Raw genomic sequence first — 18,493 nt, forward strand, 5'->3', positions numbered from 1 at the left:
CCGTTCATACTGTAACCCATTGACAACATGGCGTGCGCGCGAGACGGCCCCTTCGACACGGGGATACACAGTCTGGAAACAAACGGCACCCGCATCGACACGCCGATCCGCCAGCCCATGTACTCCACCAGTCTTTTTAGCCCCGTCCCAAAAAGACTGGTTACAATTACGTGCAGCATACAAACACCGGGAGGGATCGTGGCAAAAAAGCCTCAGCACGCTCAGAATAACCAGCGCAGTCAGCAGGGCAAACAGGGCCAGCAGCAAAAGCGCGGCGGCAAGGCCCAGGGCGGCCACGCCGCTCATACCCCGGCAGCGCCCGCCCGTCCCTGGCGCCCGGGCCGCGATAAGTTCCTCCCCGTCAGCCGCGCCGATATGGATGCGCGCGGCTGGGACCAGTGCGACTTTGTCTACATCTGCGGCGATGCCTACGTGGACCATCCGAGCTTTGGCATGGCTATCATCAGCCGCGTACTCGACGCGCACGGCTACAAAGTGGGCATCATCTGCCAGCCCGACTGGACCGACCCCGCCAGCATCACTGTGCTCGGCGAGCCGCGTCTGGGCTTTCTCGTCAGCGCCGGCAACATGGACTCCATGGTCAACCACTATTCGGTGACCAAGCACCGCCGCCACACCGACGCCTATACCCCCGGCGGCGAGGAAGGTCACCGCCCCAACCGTGCCGTCACGGTCTACGGCAATCTCATCCGTCAGACGTTCAAGGACGCTCCCATCATTATCGGCGGCATCGAGGCGAGCCTGCGTCGCCTGGCCCACTACGACTACTGGCAGGATAAGCTCAAGCGCTCGGTGCTGCTCGACTCGGGCGCCGACATCCTCATCTACGGCATGGGCGAGCACGCAATCGTCGAGATCGCCGACGCGCTCGACGCGGGGCTGCCCGTCGATCAGATCACCTATATCAACGGCACCGTTTACCGCACGGGTTCGCTCGACGAGGTCTACGACTACGACCTGCTGCCCAGCTGGGACGACCTTACCGCCGACAAGCTCAACTACGCGCGCAGCTTTAACGTACAACAGCAGAATATGGACCCCATCACCGGCCATCGCCTGGTAGAGCCATATCCCAACAGCGTGTACGTGGTGCAGAACCCGCCGTCGGCAACACTCACCACCGACGAGATGGACGAGGTTGCCGAACTCCCCTACGCACGCGATTGGCATCCCGATTACGACGCAGCGGGCGGCGTGCCGGCCTTTGCCGAGATCAAGTTTTCCATTAGCTCCAACCGCGGCTGTTTTGGCGAGTGCTCGTTTTGCGCCCTCACCTTCCACCAGGGTCGCGTACTGCAGATGCGCAGCCACGATTCGATCATGCGCGAGGCCGAGCTGCTCACGCGCGATCCCGAGTTTAAGGGCTACATCAACGACGTGGGTGGACCGACGGCCAACTTTAGCCGTCCCGCCTGCGATAAGCAGCTCAAGCACGGCGTGTGCAAGAACAAGCGCTGCCTGTGGCCGAGCGTGTGCAAGAACATGGTGGTCGACGAAAGCGGCTACACGCAGCTGTTGCGCGACCTGCGCCAGCTGCCGGGCGTCAAGAAGGTCTTCGTCCGCAGCGGCATCCGTTTTGACTACACCATGGCCGATGCCTCGGACGAGTTTTTGCGCGAGCTGCTGGAGCACCATGTCTCGGGCCAGCTACGCGTGGCGCCCGAGCATGTGAGCGACGCGGTGCTCTCCGTAATGGGCAAGCCGAGCCGCGCCGTCTACGATGCGTTCTGTCGCAAATTTGAGCGCTTGAACCGCGAATACGGACTCAAGCAGTACGTAGTGCCGTATCTGATCTCGAGCCACCCCGGCTCGACGATGAAGGAAGCCGTGGACCTTGCCGAAGCCGTGCGCGACATGGGCTACATGCCCGAGCAGGTGCAGGACTTCTACCCCACGCCGTCCACCATGTCGACCTGCATGTACTACACTGGCGTGGATCCGCGCACCATGCAGCCGATCTACGTGGCGCGCGACCCGCACGAAAAGGCCATGCAGCGTGCGCTCATCCAGTACCGCAAGCCCGAGAACTACAAGCTCGTGCGCGAGGCACTGGAAAAGGCTGGCCGTCGCGATCTGATCGGCTACACCAAGCATTGCCTGATTCGCCCCGTAGAGCCGCGCCCGGGCGAGACGTCTGCTGGCGGCGGACATGGCGCCGGCAAGAAGGGCGGCAAGGCCCACGGTGGCGCCGCCGGCAAGGGACCCAAAGGCAGCAAGGGCCACGGCGGCATGTCGCGTGCGCAAAACACCGCAGGGCGCAATCGCGCGGCCCAGGGACGGCAGGGCGCCAACGGAGGCGGACGTCGCAACTAGGGCAGTGGTGCGCTCGCTGCGTCCATCCCGCACGCATGGCGCAGCGAGCGCATTGTCTCAACGAGGATGACGCCGGCAATAGAGACCGTGACTACCGCGTCGAGCGGCGTGCTCACAAACCATAGCAGGCCCATGAGGTACGAGCCGGCATTAAAGGCAAAGTGCAACAGGATCGTGTAGCGGAGCTTTCCGGTCGTCACGAGCACCCAGCCAAAAATGAGGCCGGCAGCGCCCGCATAGCAGCCCTGCACCCAATTCATGTGCATAAAGCCGAAGACCGCCGCCTGCAGCACGATTGCCGCGGCGACGCCCCAGGTACTCGGGGCCGCCCAGGGCACTATGGTGCCGTCTTGCGCGTTCACGCGGCGCCGACGTTTCCAGAGCGGATGGCATTGTGGATTAAACGCACGCAGTGAGAACTCAAAGATGATGCCGCGCACCAGGAGCTCTTCGCAAAATGGCGCGCCAATCACCGTGGTCAGAACGGCCAGATAGCTCGTGTCGCCTATGCCTGTTTCCTCGACGAGCTCGCTATAGTCTGCCGCGACCTCGGGCAGCAGCGACAGCACGCCGTCGCATAGGTAGCTAATGACCACCTGCATGGATAGGCCGATCACGACAACGCAGGCGATGCGCTTCCATGCAGCATTTGCTCCCCCGCCGAATGGGCGCTCGCCTTGACGGCGCGCTATAAACGAGCGCGGCCACAGATAACGCCACCACAGCAGCGCCATCAAAAACGACGCCGCCTGAGCGGCAGCCTGGAACCATTGGATATCGAGATTGTCGATCGGGTAGCCCGTCAGCACCGACAAGGCATCGAGAGCAGAAAACAGAACCACGCTCAGGGCTATATCGGCAGCGACAACGCCAAAACAGGCAAGCGCCCAAATCATCGCATTGAGCATGCCAACCTCCTCAAAACCGTTCCCTAGTTCTACCACAACTCGGCGGAGAGCTAATCCCGTGGGGACGGAGGAAAACGGATCACTTATTGATGAGAATCGGGCGCAGTGCCAAAGGCCCCGCTGGGCGAAATGTCGAACGGAAAGGTGCCGCAGCGATTGAACGCGGCGATAAACATGCGGATGGCGTTGGACGGCGTGGTGCCCACGAGCTGAGTTGCCGCCGCGAAGGCCGCCTTTTCCTCGGGCAAGACCTTCGCGACAACCGGGGTCATGTGTTCTGCCATGGCGCTTCCTTTTTGAAACGACGGTGGTGCGGATAGATGCGGGCCACGCGGCTGGGCGACGGGCTGTGAAGGCAACCCGATTGGCCCGCATCTGGAGTTTGTTTCTACGGCGTTGGTATTACTTGGTATTCCTAAGTATTACCCCGCAGATAGAATACCATACCCGCCCCTATGGGGACGGAGAAAAAACGGATCAATTTGTTGCTGAGTAAGTCTTTAGAGCGTGATGATGTCCGAGATATTGAGGGCCTGAGCGTCGACGGCATCGTGCGTAGCAAGCAACAGCATGCGGCCGTCGAGCAAGTCGAGCACGACCTCGGCGCATGCGTCGCGCGCAGCGGTATCTAGGCCGGTAAAGGGCTCGTCCAGAATCACCGCGTCGCCTGGGCACAGCAGGGCTCGGGCAATCTCGACGCGACGGCGCTGCCCGCCCGAGAGCTCGGCCACGCGGGCATGCACATCGATCCCCGGTACCAGCAGGCGCAACAGGGCTGCGGCACTCGAGGCGTCCACGCGCGCGTCGGCGCACACCAGCACGTTATCCAAAGCCGAGGCGCCCTCTACCAGGCGCACATCCTGAAACACCATGGAGCACGGCGCGCACTCCCCCGCCGCCAGCGCAAGCAGCGTCGACTTGCCCACGCCCGAGGTGCCCATCACACAGATACGCCCACCCGCAGGCACGTTGAGCACCAGACCATCCAGCGCCGGCGCCCAGGGCGCGCGATCGCCCACGGCAAGCGCAAGCTCCGCCGCAACCCCGCCGCCAGCAGAGCCGCCCGCACGCCCATGCGCCCGCACGGCCGCGCCCCACGCCACGGGCCCCGAAGCCCGCAGCAGCCACACCAGCACGCGCTCACACGCCCACGAGGCGGCAACGACCAGCACGGTCCACGCCAGCAGGTCAGCCGTCTCGATGAGCAGCTTCGCCTGATAGATGCACTCGCCCACGGTGCCCGCCGCCATGCCGATCAGCTCCGCCGCCACGCCGGCCTTCCAGCTCATGCCAATCACGGCACGGGCGCACGAAAGCACAAACGGCAGGACTTCGCGCCAGGTGTGGGCGCAAAACAGTCGCCAGCCCCGCACGCCATGCAGGCGAAACATCTGCTCCAGCGGTTTATTCACCTGTGCCAAGCCCTCGACCAGTGAGAAATACACGCCCGGCAGCGCCATCAAAAAGACCGCCGCAATGCTCACGCGCGCCGACCCCAGCCAAATAAGCAGCAGGACCACCACGCAGGCGACCGGCGTCGCCTTTACAAACGACAGCGCCGGAGCCACCAGGCGGGCAAACGTCCGCGACCGCACCGAGACTCCCGCCAGCACGCCGCCGCATGCCGCGGCAAGCGCCAGCCCGCCTAGAATCCGCGCACCCGAGCCCGCCAGAATCGCCCACGTGCCGGCATCGCACGCCAGCCGCAGCAACGCCACCACGACAGCGCCCGGCCCCGGCAAGATCAGCGGCTGCGCCACCAGCGCCGCCGCGAAGACCCACACGGCAAGCCAAAAGGCGGCAACGACACCTGCTGCCGCCACCGCCTTCATACGCTCTGTCATTTGTCGAGCAAACGCACGCACGGGCTACTCCATGTAGTAGAAATCATCGGCCGGGAGTTTGCCGCCCACGGCGCTCGCGTCCGCATCGGCCAGCACCTGCAGGTACCCACCGAGCGCCGCCTTCATATCCTTCCCCGTCTGGCACACGAGCATGCACCCGGGAATCGCCTTTTCGGCAATCGTGGCGTTGTCCACGATGCCCGCATCGACCACGGCCTGCGCCCAGTCTGCCGGCGCCGCATTGACGGCCTTCACGCTCGCCTCATGGCAGCTCAGGAATTCCGCCACGACCTCGGGATGTTCCTCGGCAAACGCGCGGCGCACCACGGTCACACCCGTCAGCAAGCGCGAGCCCGTGTCTCCTGCCAGCTCATCCCACACATCGGTCAGACTTACCGGCGCCGACAGCTTGCCTTCGCTCTTGGCGATGGCAGCGGTCTTGAACGGCTCCGGCAGCACGCCCACGGCGGACGGGTCGGCAAGCAGGGCCGACAGCACTTCGGTGGGCTCGCTCTTAAACTCAAGCGCCACCTGCCCTGTCAGGCCCGCGCGCTCCAGCAGGTAGTTCATGACGTACTCCGGTGTGGTGCCCTTGCCCGTCATGTAGACGGTGCAACCCACCAGGTCGCCAAACGAGGTCACGCCCGCGTCGCCCGTCACCACATTCAGCACGCCCAGCGTGTTGATGTCGATGACCTGCACTGCACCCTCGGTCTTGTTGTAGAGAACGCTCGCCACGTTGGCGGGCACCAGGGCAATGTCGACATCGCCCTTAATGACCTTGGGCACGACCTCGTCGGCCGCGGCGCTGATCGCAAAGTCGAACTCGTTGTCCGTGGCACCGTCGGCCGCCTGGTCCATAAACTGCACCAGCCCAATCGAGGTCGGCCCCTTGAGCGAGGCGACGTGCACCTCAACCGGCTCGGCAGCGGCACCGTCAGCGGCAGACCCAGTAGCCGAGCCCGCAGCAGACCCGGCACCGGCAGCCCCGCCGCCACAGCCCGCGAGCGCAAGTGACAGGGCGCCCGCGGCGAGCGCCGAGGCAAACCCCCGGCGCGACATTTCAACATCAAACGCGCGCATCGCTAGCACGTCCCCTCGTTAGGCATCGTCCATGCGTGATGGTCGGTATGCAGCAGCTCCTCGGCCAGCGGCGAGAGCGGCTCGCCCAAGAGCTCGCGATAGCACGCCTGGACATCGGGATTCTCGTGCGAGAAGCGAATCTCGGCGTTCGCATCGAGGCCCCAGAGCACCTGGCCACGCTCGGCAGCCAGCTCGCAACCGTCGTGGATGGGCTGACCGCCACCACCGACGCAGCCGCCGGGGCACGCCATGACCTCGACAAAGTCATAGCTCACACGACCGTCGCGAATTGCGTCGAGCAGGCGGGCGGCATTGCCCAGCCCGTGTGCCACGGCGACGCGCACCTTGGTGCCATCGATATCGGCCACGGCTTCCTTCCAGCCGTCCAGGCCGCGCACGTCGGTAAAGAAATCGGCGTCGGGGTTCTTGCCCGTCACCAGGTAATAGGCCGAGCGCACGGCGGCCTCCATCACGCCGCCCGTGGCGCCAAAGATCACACCCGCGCCTGTGCCAAAGCCCAGCGGCGTATCGAGCGGCTCCTCAACCAGCGTGTCCACGCTCACGTGGCTCGCGCGGATCATGCGCACCATCTCGCGCACCGTCAGCGCAACGTCCACATCGGGTGCGCCGCCCTCGCCCACCATGCTCGGCAGCGCGCACTCAGCCTTCTTGGCCGTGCACGGCATAACGGACACCACGAACAGGCGCTCGGGCTCCACGCCCAGCACCTTGGCGTAGTAGGTCTTGGCGATGGCGCCGAACATCTGCTGCGGCGACTTGGACGTGGACAGGCTGTCGACAAACTCCGGATAGCGCGCCTTCACAAAGCGCACCCAGCCCGGGCAGCAGCTCGTAAACATGGGCCAGCCGCGGCTATCGTCCTCACCCTTAGCGGCGGCACCCAGGCGCTCGAGCAGCTCGGAGCCCTCCTCCATAATGGTGAGATCAGCCGAGAAATCGGTGTCGAACACGTACTCAAAGCCAACGCGACGCAGCGCGCAAGCCAGGCGTTCAACGGTGGCCTCCTCGCGCGGAATGCCGAGCTCCTCGCCCCAGGCGCTGCGCACGGCAGGCGCGATCTGCACCAGTACGATCTTGTCGGGATTAGCGAGCGCGTCAAACACGGTCTCGGTATCGTCGCGCTCGCGCAGTGCGCCCGTCGGGCAATGCGTAATGCACTGGCCGCACGCGACGCAATCGGTCTTGCCGATCGGTGCGCGCCCGCGGGTACCCACGGCGGTATGCGTGGCGCGGTTGGTCAGGTCCCAAATCCCTAGGCCCTGCACGCTCTCGCACACCTTGATGCAGCGCATACATTTGATGCACTTGTCGTTTTCGCGGATGATGGGAAAATCGAAATCCCAGCCCTCGCCCGCCAAATGCCTTTGATACGGCAGATAGAAAATGCCCAGGTCGTTGGCGATGGTCTGTAGGTTGCAGTTGCCGCTGCGCACGCAGCTCGTGCACTGCGAATCGTGCTGGGACAGCAGCAGCTGCACGTTGGTGCGACGGGCCTCGCGGGCCTTGGGGCTGTTGGTGTGGACCACCATGCCATCGAGCACGTAGTTGTTGCAGGCGGCAACCAGCTGGTCGCAGCCCTCAACCTCGACCACGCACACGCGGCAGCCGCCGATCTCGTTCAGATCGCGCAGGTAGCACAGGGTGGGAATCTGGATACCGACGGACTTGGCCGCGTCCAGGATCGTGGTGTGCTCGGGCACCACGACTTCGCAGTTATCGATAATGAGCCTGACCATGTTGTGCGCTCCGTTTTCGTTGTTGTCGCCGACGGTGGTTTTGTTGGGCTCTACCATTCCAGGTTCCTCCCTCCGCGGAACGCGCCAAAGCCAAAGTGGTCGCAACGCAGGCAGCGGCTTGCCTCCTGGCGCGCCTCCTCCTCGGTAAGGCCCTGCTCGACCAGATTCCAATCGTGAATACGCTCGCCGGCCTCGCGCTCGCCCAGCTCGCAGCGGCCGCACTCGTGCTTGCCCTTAAACTGAACGGTCGGCAGCTCCACGTCGAGCTTAATCTTGTGGTCGAAGCCCAGGTAGCGGTCGATATTTGCCGAAGCCACGCGGCCGGCGTTGATGGCGCGGATGACGGTGGCGGGGCCGGTCTGGCAGTCGCCGCCGCTAAAGAGGCCATCGAAACTGGGCACGGCGCCGTCCGAATCGGTGACGACGCGACCCCACTTGCAGGCGATTCCCATGTCCTCAAATGGCTTGGAGTCGATGTCCTGTCCAATGGCAACGAACACGCGCTCGCAGGGAATGACCTGCTCGGGCGTGGCGGCGGCACGCGGGGCCGGACGACCGCGACGGGGCTCGCCGATAATCTGCGACTGCACGCGCAGGCCGTTCACGCGGCCGTCCTCGCCCGTCTCGATGGCGAGCGGGGCCGTCAGCTCCAGCACCTCGCAGCCCTCGGCCTGGGCACCGGCAATCTCGGCGTCCTGAGCCGTCATATCGCAGATGCGGCGGCGGTAGACGATGCTTACCTTTTCGGCACCGCAGCGCACGGCAGAGCGCGCCACGTCCATGGCCACGTTGCCGCCGCCGATGACGCACACGCGCTGGCCGCTCAGGTCGGGCAGCTCGTCGTCGCCGATGGCACGTAGCATCTTGACGGCCGACTCCACGCCGGGAGCCTCTTCGCCCGGAAGGCCGAGCTTCTTATCGCTGTGGGCACCAATGGCCAGATAGACGGCATCGAACTCGTCGCGCAGGCGAGCGAGCTCCTCGCCGTTGACGGAGTGGTCGAGCTCAACGTCGATGCCGGCGCTCAAGATCCAGTCGATCTCGGCCTGCAGACGCTCGCGCGGCAGACGATAGCTGGGGATGCCGTAGCGCAGCATGCCGCCCAAGTGGTGGCGCTGCTCAAAAATGGTCACTTTGTGGCCCATCACGGCCAGGTAGTAGGCGCAGGAAAGACCGGCCGGGCCGCCGCCGATCACGGCGACGCACCTACCGGTGTCGTCCACTACATGCGGTTTGTGGTCGTTGAGGTCGCTGTGCTCAACGGCAAAACGCTTGAGGGCGAGGATGTTCATGGGGTCGTCGACCATGCCACGGCGACAGTGCATCTCGCAGGGATGCTCGCACACCAGGCCGCAGACGAGCGGCAGCGGGTTGTTCTTGCGGATGACCTTGACGGCATCGGCATAGCGGCCGGCCTCGACGAGCGAGATGTAACCGGGAATGTCGACGTGCGCCGGGCAGCCCGAGACGCACGGGACGCGGGCCTCGCGGTCAAAGCCGCAGGAGTGCTCGCGAATGTGGTGCTCAAAATCATCGCGGAAGCCGCGAATGGCCGTGAGTGCCATGGCGCCAGCTTCGTAGCCGATGGCGCAGTCGCTCGAAAGGTAGATGGTGCGGGCCGTGCGCTCAATCAGGTTGAGCGTGGACTCATCGGCGCGCCCTTCGAGCACATCGGCAAGCAGGTCGCTCAGCGCGCTCAGGCCCACGCGACAGGGCGTGCACTTGCCGCAGCTCTGGGTGGAGCACAGGTTGACGAGCGCTGCCGTAAACTCCACGGGACACGGGGCGAGCGAGCTCACCGCCAGACGACGTCCGAGCGCATCGTGCAGGTCGTCCATGACGGCCTGAGCGTGGCTGCGTTCCATTACATGCAGTCGAGCCATAAGATCCCCTCTCACATGGCAGCCCGGAGGCGAGGCCGGGCGAAATTGCTACACGCACAACACTGACCTAAAAAGTTGTTAGGTCTCCACGCAGTTCGGCAGGCGGCATGAAATGTCACCCTCAGCGGTGAAATAGAACGTTACCGCAGATAAATGCGATATTTGATAAAACGCGTTACCAAATGACAATGCCCCGCCCACGCAATCACGTGGACGGGGCATTGCTCCAGGCATGCGGTCAGCGACCCTGTTGCTTTTACTTAAGCTCGGGCCAGAAGTCCTTGTTGGCCTCAATCATGTCGTCAAGAACCTCCTTGGCGACCTTCATCGACGGCACGGTCTTGTTCAGCGTAAAGGCCTTGAGCGCCTTCTCGTACGAACCCTCGATCGTAGCCTCGACCACGAGCTTCTCGGAGTTCAGCTGCTGCATCATGAGGCCCTGCTGGAACAGAGGAATGTTGTCGCGGCTGATGACCTCGGGGCCGTTCTTGCCAATGTAGGCAGGCAGCTCGACCATAGCGTCGTAGGGCATGTTGGGGATAGCGCCCTTGTTCTCGCAAATGACCAGGAAGCGCTGCTTGGTGTCGTTCTTCAGAGCGATGGCCAGATCGGCAATCCAGTCGCCGTGGCTGCCCGCATAGAACGTGCTCTCGTCGATCTCGCCCGTCTTCTCGTAGTGATCGATACCATCGAAGAGGTTCTTCTCGCGCGTCTCCTCAACCTCGTTAGCACGGGTGCGCTCGGGGTTGGAGTGCTCGACGAACTCCTTCTGCTGCAGGTAGTAGTTCAGATACGTGTTGGGCAGGTACTCCGGGAAGCACTCCATGATCTCGTACTCGCCCTTCCAGACGTAGTACCAGCTGCCCTTGGTGTGGCGATTCTGCTCGGGGTGCTCGTCAGTGGCCTCCTCGGGCTTCTTTGCCATGAGCGAGCCCATGCCCTTGAGGTAGGAGTCGGGCAGCAGGATCTGGTGCTCCTTGATGTACTCGCGCAGCTGCGGGAGCACCTCCTCGCCCTTGTGGCGGATCGAGGTGAACCAACCAAAGTGGTTGAGGCCAAAGTAATCGTACTCGACATCCTTCTTGTCGATATCGAGCGCGGCGCAAACCACGTCGATAATCGCGATCGGCATGTCGCAGATGTTGATGATGCGAGCGTTGGGACGCAGCACACGGCAGCCCTCGGAGACGATGGCGGCAGGGTTGGAGTAGTTGAGAATCCAGTAGTCCTTCTTGGCGTACTTCTCAACGTCATCGATCAGCTCGACCATGGGGAAGATGGTGCGCATGCCGTAGGCAAGGCCGCCGCAACCGCAGGTCTCCTGACCAACGCAGCCGTGACGCAGCGGAATCTTCTCGTCCTGCTCGCGCATGGCGTAGCCGCCCACGCGCATCTGGGCAAACACGAAGCTCGCGTCGGTAAAAGCCGTCTCTTTGTCGGTGGTCACCGTGAGCTTGATGTCCAGGCCGAGGTCCTCGTGCAAAATCCAGTCCACGAGCACGCCGATCTTGCGCTGGCGCTCCTCGTTGATGTCGTACAGGCGAATCTCGTCAACGTCGAGCTCGTCCTTGCGCAGGGCAATGGACTTAACGATGCCAGGGGTAAAGGTGGATCCGCCACCGCACAGAGTAATGATCATTGTTTACTGCTCCTTCTCAATTGCGTTTTCGACCTTGTCGCGCATCTCGGCGACCTTCATGCCAAAGATGATCTGAATATTGTTGCCGTTGCGGTTGATGCCGCTGTTGGGCACGTGGTTGATGAGGTTCTCATCGATGAGGTCCGGGTTCTTAACGTTCACGCGGAGACGCGTAAAGCAGTTCTCGAGCTCCTCGATGTTGTCCTTGCCGCCAAGACCTGCGACCAGGTCGGCAATACCTGCATCGACGCCCTCTGCGGGAGCTGCGGAAACAGCGCCCTGCTTCACCGCGACGGACGCGGCGGCCTCGCCCTCGGCAACGGACTCGGCGAGCTCGGACTCCTCCTCGCGACCAGGCGTGTGGAGGTTGAGCTTCTTGATGAGGAAGGTGAAGAGGAAGAAGTACAGAGCGGCGTTGACGACTCCAAGCACCAGCATAACCGGCCAGTTGGTCTTATCGACACCGAGGACCAGGTTGGAAACCACGATGTTGATAATGCCGCCTGCAGTCGAAGCAGGCACGGAGAGAACCTTGAGCAGGACCAGGAAGATGCCGGAAAGAACCGAGTGAACGACAAAGAGCACGGGAGCGGCAAAGACAAAGAGGAAGTCCATGGGCTCGGTCACGCAGGAGAGTACGGCGGTGATGATCAGCGGGATAATGACAGCCTTGGTCTTGTCCTTGTTTCCCTTGTAAGCAGTGAAGATAAAGGCGAGACCGATACCGATGTAGGGCCACAGGTTGTTGAAGGTGTAGCTGTTGAAGTAGGTGCTATCGGAGAAGGGCTGGCCCGTCATTGCCATCTCGGCAACACGGATGGGATAGGCGCCGGCGATAACCTGATCACCCAGCGTCAGGGTGCCACCCACATCGGAGAACTGGAACGGAGTGTAGATGAGGTGGTGCAGACCGGTGGGAACGAGCAGCTTGTTGAGCATGCCGTAGATAAACAGACCGATGTTGCCCGACTCCTTAATGATGCCGGCGACGGAGGAGATGGCACCCTGAACCGGAGGCCAAACGATGCAGAAGCCAGCGCCCATGATCCAGGAAATGATGATCATGATCAGGAACGGGAAGCGAACGCCCGAGAACATCGAAAGGGCAATGGGGAACTGCTTGTTCGAGTACTTGTTGAACACGGCACCGGTGATGCAACCAAGGATGATGCCGCCGAACACGCCGGTATCGAGCACCTGGATGCCCATAACGGTGGCCTGGCCGGTTCCGGTAAGACCGAGCATGCCGTTCGCTTCGGCAAGAGAGCCGGTGGCGTTGAGCACGATGTTGTTAGCCTGCAGGAACAGGAAGAACGACATCAGGGCGATCAGCGAAGCATGGCCCTTGTTCTTCTTTGCCATGGCGCCGGCGATGCCCACGCAGAACAGAATCGAGAGGTTGTTGATGATAAACATCAGCGACTGGTAGACAACGGCGCCCACGAGCTGGAACGGACCGAAGCCCAGCACAGGGACCATGGCGCAGATGGTCTTGTTGGTCAGAATGATGCCCACGATGAGCAGGATGCCGGCAACCGAGAGATACATCATCGGCTGGACGATTGACTTCGCGAACACCTCCAACGGCGCTTTGAAATTGAACTTCTTTTTTGCGGTCATAGCGGTACTCCCCTTCCTTTTCCGCAAATTAAGACAGATGTGCCCTGGACAAGGCCGTGAGCCTTGCCTTATATCAATCGATGTGTGGGCACGTTATGCCTAGAGACCAGGTTCTCCAAGCAGGTTAACAATGTGATATGCGAGATAACTCTTCTCGGCATCGGTAACGACAACGTTATAGGTAGACGACAAGTGGGCGGCTATGGCGTCCGCGCACGAGAATGCACGCGGATACGCCGTTTCATCGATTCGGAACAGCGCGTCTCCGTTGATTTGCCCGGCCGTAGGATCGAGCGCTCGCTGTGCAAAAAATTGCAGGTGACGAACGAAACGTTCGTAAGGCAGCGAGGTGTCGTCGAGGGTCGTGGCATAGCGCTCGGAAACAATCGCAAGCACGTCGCGAACAAGCTGGACCGAAACAATCAGGCGGTCAGAGCGCTGCGGCATGGTGGCGTTGACGATATGCAAGGTAATGAAACCCTGCTCCTCCTCGCTCATCTGGATGCCCAGATAGTCCTTGATGATCTGAAGGGCACGGCCCGCAAGCGCGTACTCCTTGCGATAGAACTGCTGGATCTCGAGCAGCAGCGGGTTCTCGCAGGAAACGCCTTTGCGCTCGCGATCGAGGGCGAGGCTGATATGGTCTGCGAGAGCGATAAGAATCTTGTCATTGATATCGACATTGAGCTCTCGACGAAGCATCTGAACGATGTCCTCGGAAATCACGAGGTTGACGGTGGGGATGGACTCCAAAAGATGTGCCAAGCGGTCAATCGTACGCGAATCCTGAGAAGTTCCCTCCTGCAACGCGTAGGTCTTTTCGACCGACGCCTCGTCGATGGCATCGCCGGCATGGCGACCAAAGCAGAGGCCTCGACCGATGACGATGAGCTCGGAGCCATCGTCCGAAGTGACCATTGCGACGTTGTTGTTAAAAACTCGCTTGATAACCACGGTACCCACCACAAGAATTTACTCGGAAAGCCAGATGACAGGCTCTTTAACAGCAACAGGGCCGGAAGCATGCTCACGAAGAGTCGAGTTCTCCGAGCGCTCGCACACGATAACGAAGACCGTGGGATCGAAGCCGGCAGCGCGAACCACGTCGAAATCGACCTCGACGAGAGGCTGACCTGCGTCGACATGGTCACCTTGGGCAACAAGCGCATGGAAGCCCTTGCCCTCAAGTTTAACAGTGTCGATTCCGATGTGCAGCATCACCTGAGCAGAGCTGTCGTCGGACATAATGCCCAGCGCGTGCTCAGTCGGAAACAGCGCCGCGACGGTACCGGAAACAGGAGCGCACACGGTCCCCTCTTGGGGAACCACGGCAACGCCATCGCCTACCGCGCGACTGCTAAAAGCGGGGTCATTGGTATTTTCTAGATGAACAAGCTCGCCGGAAACGGGAGCGAGGATTTCGAACTCGGAAGCCGCAGTCGTCTGCTTATCCGAGCCCCCCCATAAGGCGAAAAAGAAACCCATGGTGGCATGTCCCTTCATAAATATAGCCCAACCAAAATCAAGCGAATGCATCCATAGAGACACACCCGTTCAAAGACTTTGGTTAGGCCCACGTCCGAGGGACTCGGTAACCTTCCGCATTTCTTTTTACGTGAGCTATTGTAGACAAGCCCAAAGCCAGAATAGTCATTATGACCGGTGAGCGGTATTTTTTCTTCGATAAACGGTATTTAGGCGGCACTTAGGGACGTTCCTTTCCCGCCGGCACCCAGGGGCACTCCTTGCAGCAATTTCGTATGCGCTAGATGAAGAGCTCGCATTCCTTCCGCGCGACGCAAACCTTGCTCAGCATCTGGGAAACAGCGGATAGCTTGTTGGGATCAAGCTTGCGAGCGCCTCGCGGACATACGGCGATGCAGCGCATGCAGGAGATGCACGCCTTGCCAGCTGCTCGCTTGGGGTCACCCTTGTCGATAGCACAAACGGGGCACGCCGCGGCGCATGCACCGCAGGAGACGCAATCCTCTGTTGCCTCGGGTGCCATGCGATGACCTCCAGCTTGTTTATAAGGACGATTGCCGGGAACAGAGGGCTCAGATGCATCCTCAACCAACAGCTTTTGCTGAATTTGCTGCGCAAACTCTGCGAGCTGCGCCGCATCCTGCGCATCCGGTCGCCCAGCAGCAAACTGACGAGCAACGGAATGCTCAGCAATAGCAGAAACCGCTGCAACCACCCTAAATCCGGCGCGCTTCGCAACGTCCTGCAGCTCTACGAGCGTGTCCTCAAACGCGCGGTTTCCGTATACACAAACTAAAACAGCCCGAGCCCCGTTGCCGCGCACCATGCCCAACCGGTCAGCCACCACAGCCGGGATTCTACCGGCATACGCCGGCGCAGAGATTACGGCCACGTCGTCCTCAGTCATCGAGACAGCGCTGAAATCTAGCCCGCTATCGGTCAAATCGACGGTAACGGTATTCTTGTCCAGCGCCCCGGCCACAAGGCCAGACACCTTCCGCGTTCCGCCCGTCGGACTAAACACAATTTCGAATACGTCCATCGAGGCACCCTCCCCCTACGCCTGGCAACGCGTCAAGCCGCTTTCACATCCAGCCAGAGTATACGGTACGTGGGATCCCCGTTTTGGTGCACCAAACACCCCAATACACCCACCCTACGCTGTCTGCCTCTTCGTTTTGTATAAATTACGGTACAGATTGTATATATTTACGGGATACCGCCGTGTTCTCCTGAGGTACCCCATCCTGGCCCGTGCAAAAAACGGAGTATTCTGCAACGTGACCGCGCCAGCACCGCCGCGGGCGGGCAAAACTGTAGGGCGCTGCGTCATTTAGGGTTCCGACATAGCGAGAATGACGTACCTTTGCTTCGAAAAACGGCGAAATCTAACTCAAAACGCTCATAGGGGGTATCTAAAGGCCACCGTTGGCAATACCGAATCGTATGCAGCCAACTAGAGCTGCTGAATACTCCAAAAAATGCACGGCGCACCCCATGGGACCCATTGCTGCATGGCAGAAAATAGGTCCTCGGCATCCCCCAGATGCATTCCCGAGAACATCACGTTTGAATTAGCGATGGACACGGCAAACAAAAGGGCCCGAGCGTTGTTTGCTCGGGCCCTTAGCTTGTCTCACGCTAGCGTGCGATGCGTATGTTACTTGCGCTTGCCGCCGCCGTCACCGGGGCGGCGGGAGCTGCCGCCGCGCTTGCCACCACGACTATTGCCATAGCTGCCACGGTTATCGCGGCCGCCGGCACGGCCGCCACGGGAGCCGGCCTGGTTGCCGCCACGCCCGCCACGATAGCCGCCACGACGCTCCTCGCGGGTATCGTCGTAGTTGCGCCAGTCATCGCGACGATCGCGGCTGGCACGCGGATCACGACGATCGCGCGACTCGCTAGAACGGCCAGCGCCGCCGCAGCCGCCATTGCCGCGAGCACCCTCGCGACGCTCGCCGCCGCGGCTACCGCGCTCTTCAGAGCGCTTGCCGCCACGGGGCTCACCGCCACGGGCACCTCGCTCACCGCGGCCCTCGCCGCCGCGACGCTCATCACGGCCACTGCGCTCGTCATCACGACCGGAACGACGGCGGTCGCCCGCACCGCGCTTGCCACCGCGCGAACCGCGGCCCTCGTCCTCGCGCTCGACACGACGACGGCCGCCACGGTCCTCGTCCTCACGACGACGGCGGTGTGCCTCGCCCTGGAACTGCTTGGCACGACGCTCGGCACGGTTGCCGCGCGCAGGCTGCTCAGCGGCACCAGCACCAGCGCGCTCCTCGGCAGCCACCTCGCGAGCCACGCTCTCCACAGCCTCGTCCACGCGAGCCTGAACGCCCTCGCGCACGCGGGTCTTGCCACCGCGCTTGGGACGGCCCGGACGCTCGCCATCGCCACGGCGCTCGTCGCGACCGCGGTTGGAACGACCGGCCACATCACCGTAATCGTCGCCGTTGCGCTTGCCGTCGCGACGCGCCTGCTCAAGCTTCTTCTTGCTCTTGGACTTGCCGCGCTTAGTCTTCTTCTTCACCTTAAAGGCCGCAGGGTCGCGCTCGGGATCAACCGCGGGCGGGTTGGGACCCACATGCAGGTCGCCGGCCTCGTAGATGTCGGCGGTCTTGTCCATGAGCTTCTCGATCTCGTAGAACTCGTCGACGTCCTGCTCGGTCACAAACGTAATGGCCCAGCCCAGCTCGCCGGCGCGGCCCGTACGGCCAATGCGGTGGATATAGTCGGTCGGCTCGGCCGGCACGTCAAAGTTCACGACGTAGCGCACGTCGCTAATGTCGATGCCGCGGGCGAGAACATCGGTTGCCACCAGCACGTCGACGGTGCCGTCGCGGAAGGCAGAAAGCGCGCGCTCGCGCTGGGCCTGGCTACGGTTGCCGTGAATCGCGGCGGCCTTGATGCCCTTACGCTCCAGACGACGGCAGCAGCTGTCGGCGCGATGCTTGGTGCGCATAAAGACGATGGTGCGCTCCGGGCCCTCCTTCTTGAGGAACTCGGGCAACAGGTTGTTCTTGGCCTCGATGGACACCGGGAACACAAACTGGTCGACAGTGTCGGCGGTCGACGTGGCGGGCGCGATCTCCACGCGAGCCGGATCGCTCACCAGGTCGGTGATCTCGCCCACGGCCTCCTCGTCGAGCGTCGCCGAGAACAGCAGCGTCTGGCGCTCGGCCGGCGTCTCGCGCACAATGCGGCGGACGGCGGGCAAAAAGCCCATGTCGAGCATGCGATCGGCCTCGTCGAGCACCAGGACCTTAACCTCGTTCAGGTGGCAGGCGCCCTGCTCGATCAGGTCGACCAGACGGCCCGGCGTGGCGACCAGGATATCGCAGCCGTACTTGAGTGCCGCGGTCTGCGGCTTGTAGCTCACGCCACCCACGACGGTCACGGCGACATGGCCGGTGACGTCGGCGATCTTGCTCGCGACCTCGTCGATCTGCTGGGCAAGCTCGCGCGTGGGGGTGATGACGAGCATCACGGGGCCGCGGCCGTTGCCCTCGGGCTTCTTGGCACCGCGACGGCGGTTGCGGCCGCCGCGCTCGCGCACGGGTTTGGGCGGAGCAATGTGCTCCAGATTGTTCATGGTCGGCAGCAAAAAGGCGGCCGTCTTGCCGGTGCCGGTCTGAGCGGCGGCAAGCAAGTCGCGGCCCTCGAGCACCACGGGGATCGAGCCGGCCTGCACGGGCGTCGGCGCCGTGTAGCCTAGGTTCTCGATGGCACGGAGCATCTCGTCGGAAAGGCCCAGCTCGTCAAAGGCGGGCAGACTCTGGGTAGCGGACTCGACGGCCTGGGCGGCACTGGCCTCATCGGCGGCATCGAAGGCGGCCTGGGTCATGGCCTCGCGGGTCTCGTCCAGAATCTCGACGTCGGTAACGTCGGATACAGAATTACGCATATGTTGTTGTTCCTTATCTGCACGCGCAAT

13 protein-coding genes are annotated in these 18,493 nt (G+C 62.3%); 1 reads left to right on the plus strand and 12 read right to left on the minus strand.

Going from position 1 to position 18,493, the window contains the following annotated elements; genetic code table 11:
* Positions 1-198: 198 nt before the first annotated feature.
* Positions 199-2,334, plus strand: coding sequence for a YgiQ family radical SAM protein (locus ABCP74_RS02340; protein ID WP_343000676.1), 2,136 nt, complete (start codon positions 199-201; stop codon positions 2,332-2,334).
* Here the strand turns inward: ABCP74_RS02340 and ABCP74_RS02345 are convergent.
* From ABCP74_RS02345 to ABCP74_RS02400, 12 genes are all read right to left on the minus strand, one after another.
* Positions 2,331-3,242 carry a CPBP family intramembrane glutamic endopeptidase gene (locus ABCP74_RS02345; RefSeq protein WP_343000675.1) on the minus strand — a complete coding sequence of 304 codons (912 nt, stop codon included), beginning with the start codon at positions 3,240-3,242 and terminating at the stop codon, positions 2,331-2,333. The genes ABCP74_RS02340 and ABCP74_RS02345 overlap by 4 nt on opposite strands.
* An 83-nt stretch (positions 3,243-3,325) precedes the next feature.
* A complete protein-coding gene (locus ABCP74_RS02350) occupies positions 3,326-3,526 on the minus strand; it encodes a type II toxin-antitoxin system RelB/DinJ family antitoxin (protein ID WP_035137368.1) in 201 nt (66 codons plus the stop codon).
* Positions 3,527-3,742: 216 nt separating this feature from the next.
* On the minus strand, positions 3,743-5,107 hold the full coding sequence (locus ABCP74_RS02355; RefSeq protein WP_343000674.1) for an ATP-binding cassette domain-containing protein: 1,365 nt from the start codon (positions 5,105-5,107) through the stop codon (positions 3,743-3,745).
* A gap of 3 nt (positions 5,108-5,110) precedes the next feature.
* Positions 5,111-6,169: an ABC transporter substrate-binding protein gene (locus tag ABCP74_RS02360; RefSeq protein ID WP_343000673.1), complete on the minus strand. Its 1,059-nt coding sequence runs from the start codon at positions 6,167-6,169 to the stop codon at positions 5,111-5,113.
* Positions 6,170-6,171: 2 nt separating this feature from the next.
* A complete protein-coding gene (locus ABCP74_RS02365; RefSeq protein ID WP_343000672.1) occupies positions 6,172-7,983 on the minus strand; it encodes a [FeFe] hydrogenase, group A in 1,812 nt (603 codons plus the stop codon).
* On the minus strand, positions 7,977-9,809 hold the full coding sequence (locus ABCP74_RS02370) for an NAD(P)-binding protein (RefSeq protein ID WP_343000671.1): 1,833 nt from the start codon (positions 9,807-9,809) through the stop codon (positions 7,977-7,979). Before ABCP74_RS02370 ends, ABCP74_RS02365 begins: the two co-directional genes overlap by 7 nt.
* Before the next feature lie 256 nt (positions 9,810-10,065).
* Entirely contained in the window at positions 10,066-11,448 is a 1,383-nt protein-coding gene (locus tag ABCP74_RS02375; protein ID WP_343000670.1) for a 6-phospho-alpha-glucosidase, read from the minus strand.
* A 3-nt stretch (positions 11,449-11,451) separates the two neighbouring features.
* Positions 11,452-13,068: a PTS transporter subunit EIIC gene (locus ABCP74_RS02380; protein WP_343000669.1), complete on the minus strand. Its 1,617-nt coding sequence runs from the start codon at positions 13,066-13,068 to the stop codon at positions 11,452-11,454.
* Positions 13,069-13,167: 99 nt separating this feature from the next.
* Positions 13,168-14,022: a PRD domain-containing protein gene (locus tag ABCP74_RS02385; RefSeq protein ID WP_343000668.1), complete on the minus strand. Its 855-nt coding sequence runs from the start codon at positions 14,020-14,022 to the stop codon at positions 13,168-13,170.
* Positions 14,023-14,040: 18 nt separating this feature from the next.
* Positions 14,041-14,553, minus strand: a complete 513-nt coding sequence (locus ABCP74_RS02390; protein ID WP_343000667.1) for a PTS sugar transporter subunit IIA — start codon at positions 14,551-14,553, stop codon at positions 14,041-14,043.
* Between the two features lie 280 nt (positions 14,554-14,833).
* A complete protein-coding gene (locus ABCP74_RS02395; RefSeq protein ID WP_343000666.1) occupies positions 14,834-15,595 on the minus strand; it encodes an EFR1 family ferrodoxin in 762 nt (253 codons plus the stop codon).
* A gap of 618 nt (positions 15,596-16,213) precedes the next feature.
* Positions 16,214-18,463 (minus strand): DEAD/DEAH box helicase, encoded by a 2,250-nt coding sequence (locus ABCP74_RS02400; RefSeq protein WP_343000665.1) that lies wholly within the window; start codon positions 18,461-18,463, stop codon positions 16,214-16,216.
* Positions 18,464-18,493: the final 30 nt, after the last annotated feature.

It is taken from the genome of Collinsella aerofaciens, assembly GCF_039062315.1.
Taxonomy (GTDB): domain Bacteria; phylum Actinomycetota; class Coriobacteriia; order Coriobacteriales; family Coriobacteriaceae; genus Collinsella; species Collinsella aerofaciens_BG.

Bases quoted from the DNA above. Each gene is read 5' to 3' on its own strand.
- ABCP74_RS02345 (WP_343000675.1), bottom strand. From the start codon at position 3,242: ATGCTCAATGCGATGATTTGGGCGCTTGCCTGTTTTGGCGTTGTCGCT.
- ABCP74_RS02350 (WP_035137368.1), bottom strand. From the start codon at position 3,526: ATGGCAGAACACATGACCCCGGTTGTCGCGAAGGTCTTGCCCGAGGAA.
- ABCP74_RS02360 (WP_343000673.1), bottom strand. From the start codon at position 6,169: ATGCGCGCGTTTGATGTTGAAATGTCGCGCCGGGGGTTTGCCTCGGCG.
- ABCP74_RS02365 (WP_343000672.1), bottom strand. From the start codon at position 7,983: ATGGTAGAGCCCAACAAAACCACCGTCGGCGACAACAACGAAAACGGA.
- ABCP74_RS02370 (WP_343000671.1), bottom strand. From the start codon at position 9,809: ATGGCTCGACTGCATGTAATGGAACGCAGCCACGCTCAGGCCGTCATG.
- ABCP74_RS02375 (WP_343000670.1), bottom strand. From the start codon at position 11,448: ATGATCATTACTCTGTGCGGTGGCGGATCCACCTTTACCCCTGGCATC.
- ABCP74_RS02380 (WP_343000669.1), bottom strand. From the start codon at position 13,068: ATGACCGCAAAAAAGAAGTTCAATTTCAAAGCGCCGTTGGAGGTGTTC.
- ABCP74_RS02390 (WP_343000667.1), bottom strand. From the start codon at position 14,553: ATGGGTTTCTTTTTCGCCTTATGGGGGGGCTCGGATAAGCAGACGACT.
- ABCP74_RS02395 (WP_343000666.1), bottom strand. From the start codon at position 15,595: ATGGACGTATTCGAAATTGTGTTTAGTCCGACGGGCGGAACGCGGAAG.
- ABCP74_RS02400 (WP_343000665.1), bottom strand. From the start codon at position 18,463: ATGCGTAATTCTGTATCCGACGTTACCGACGTCGAGATTCTGGACGAG.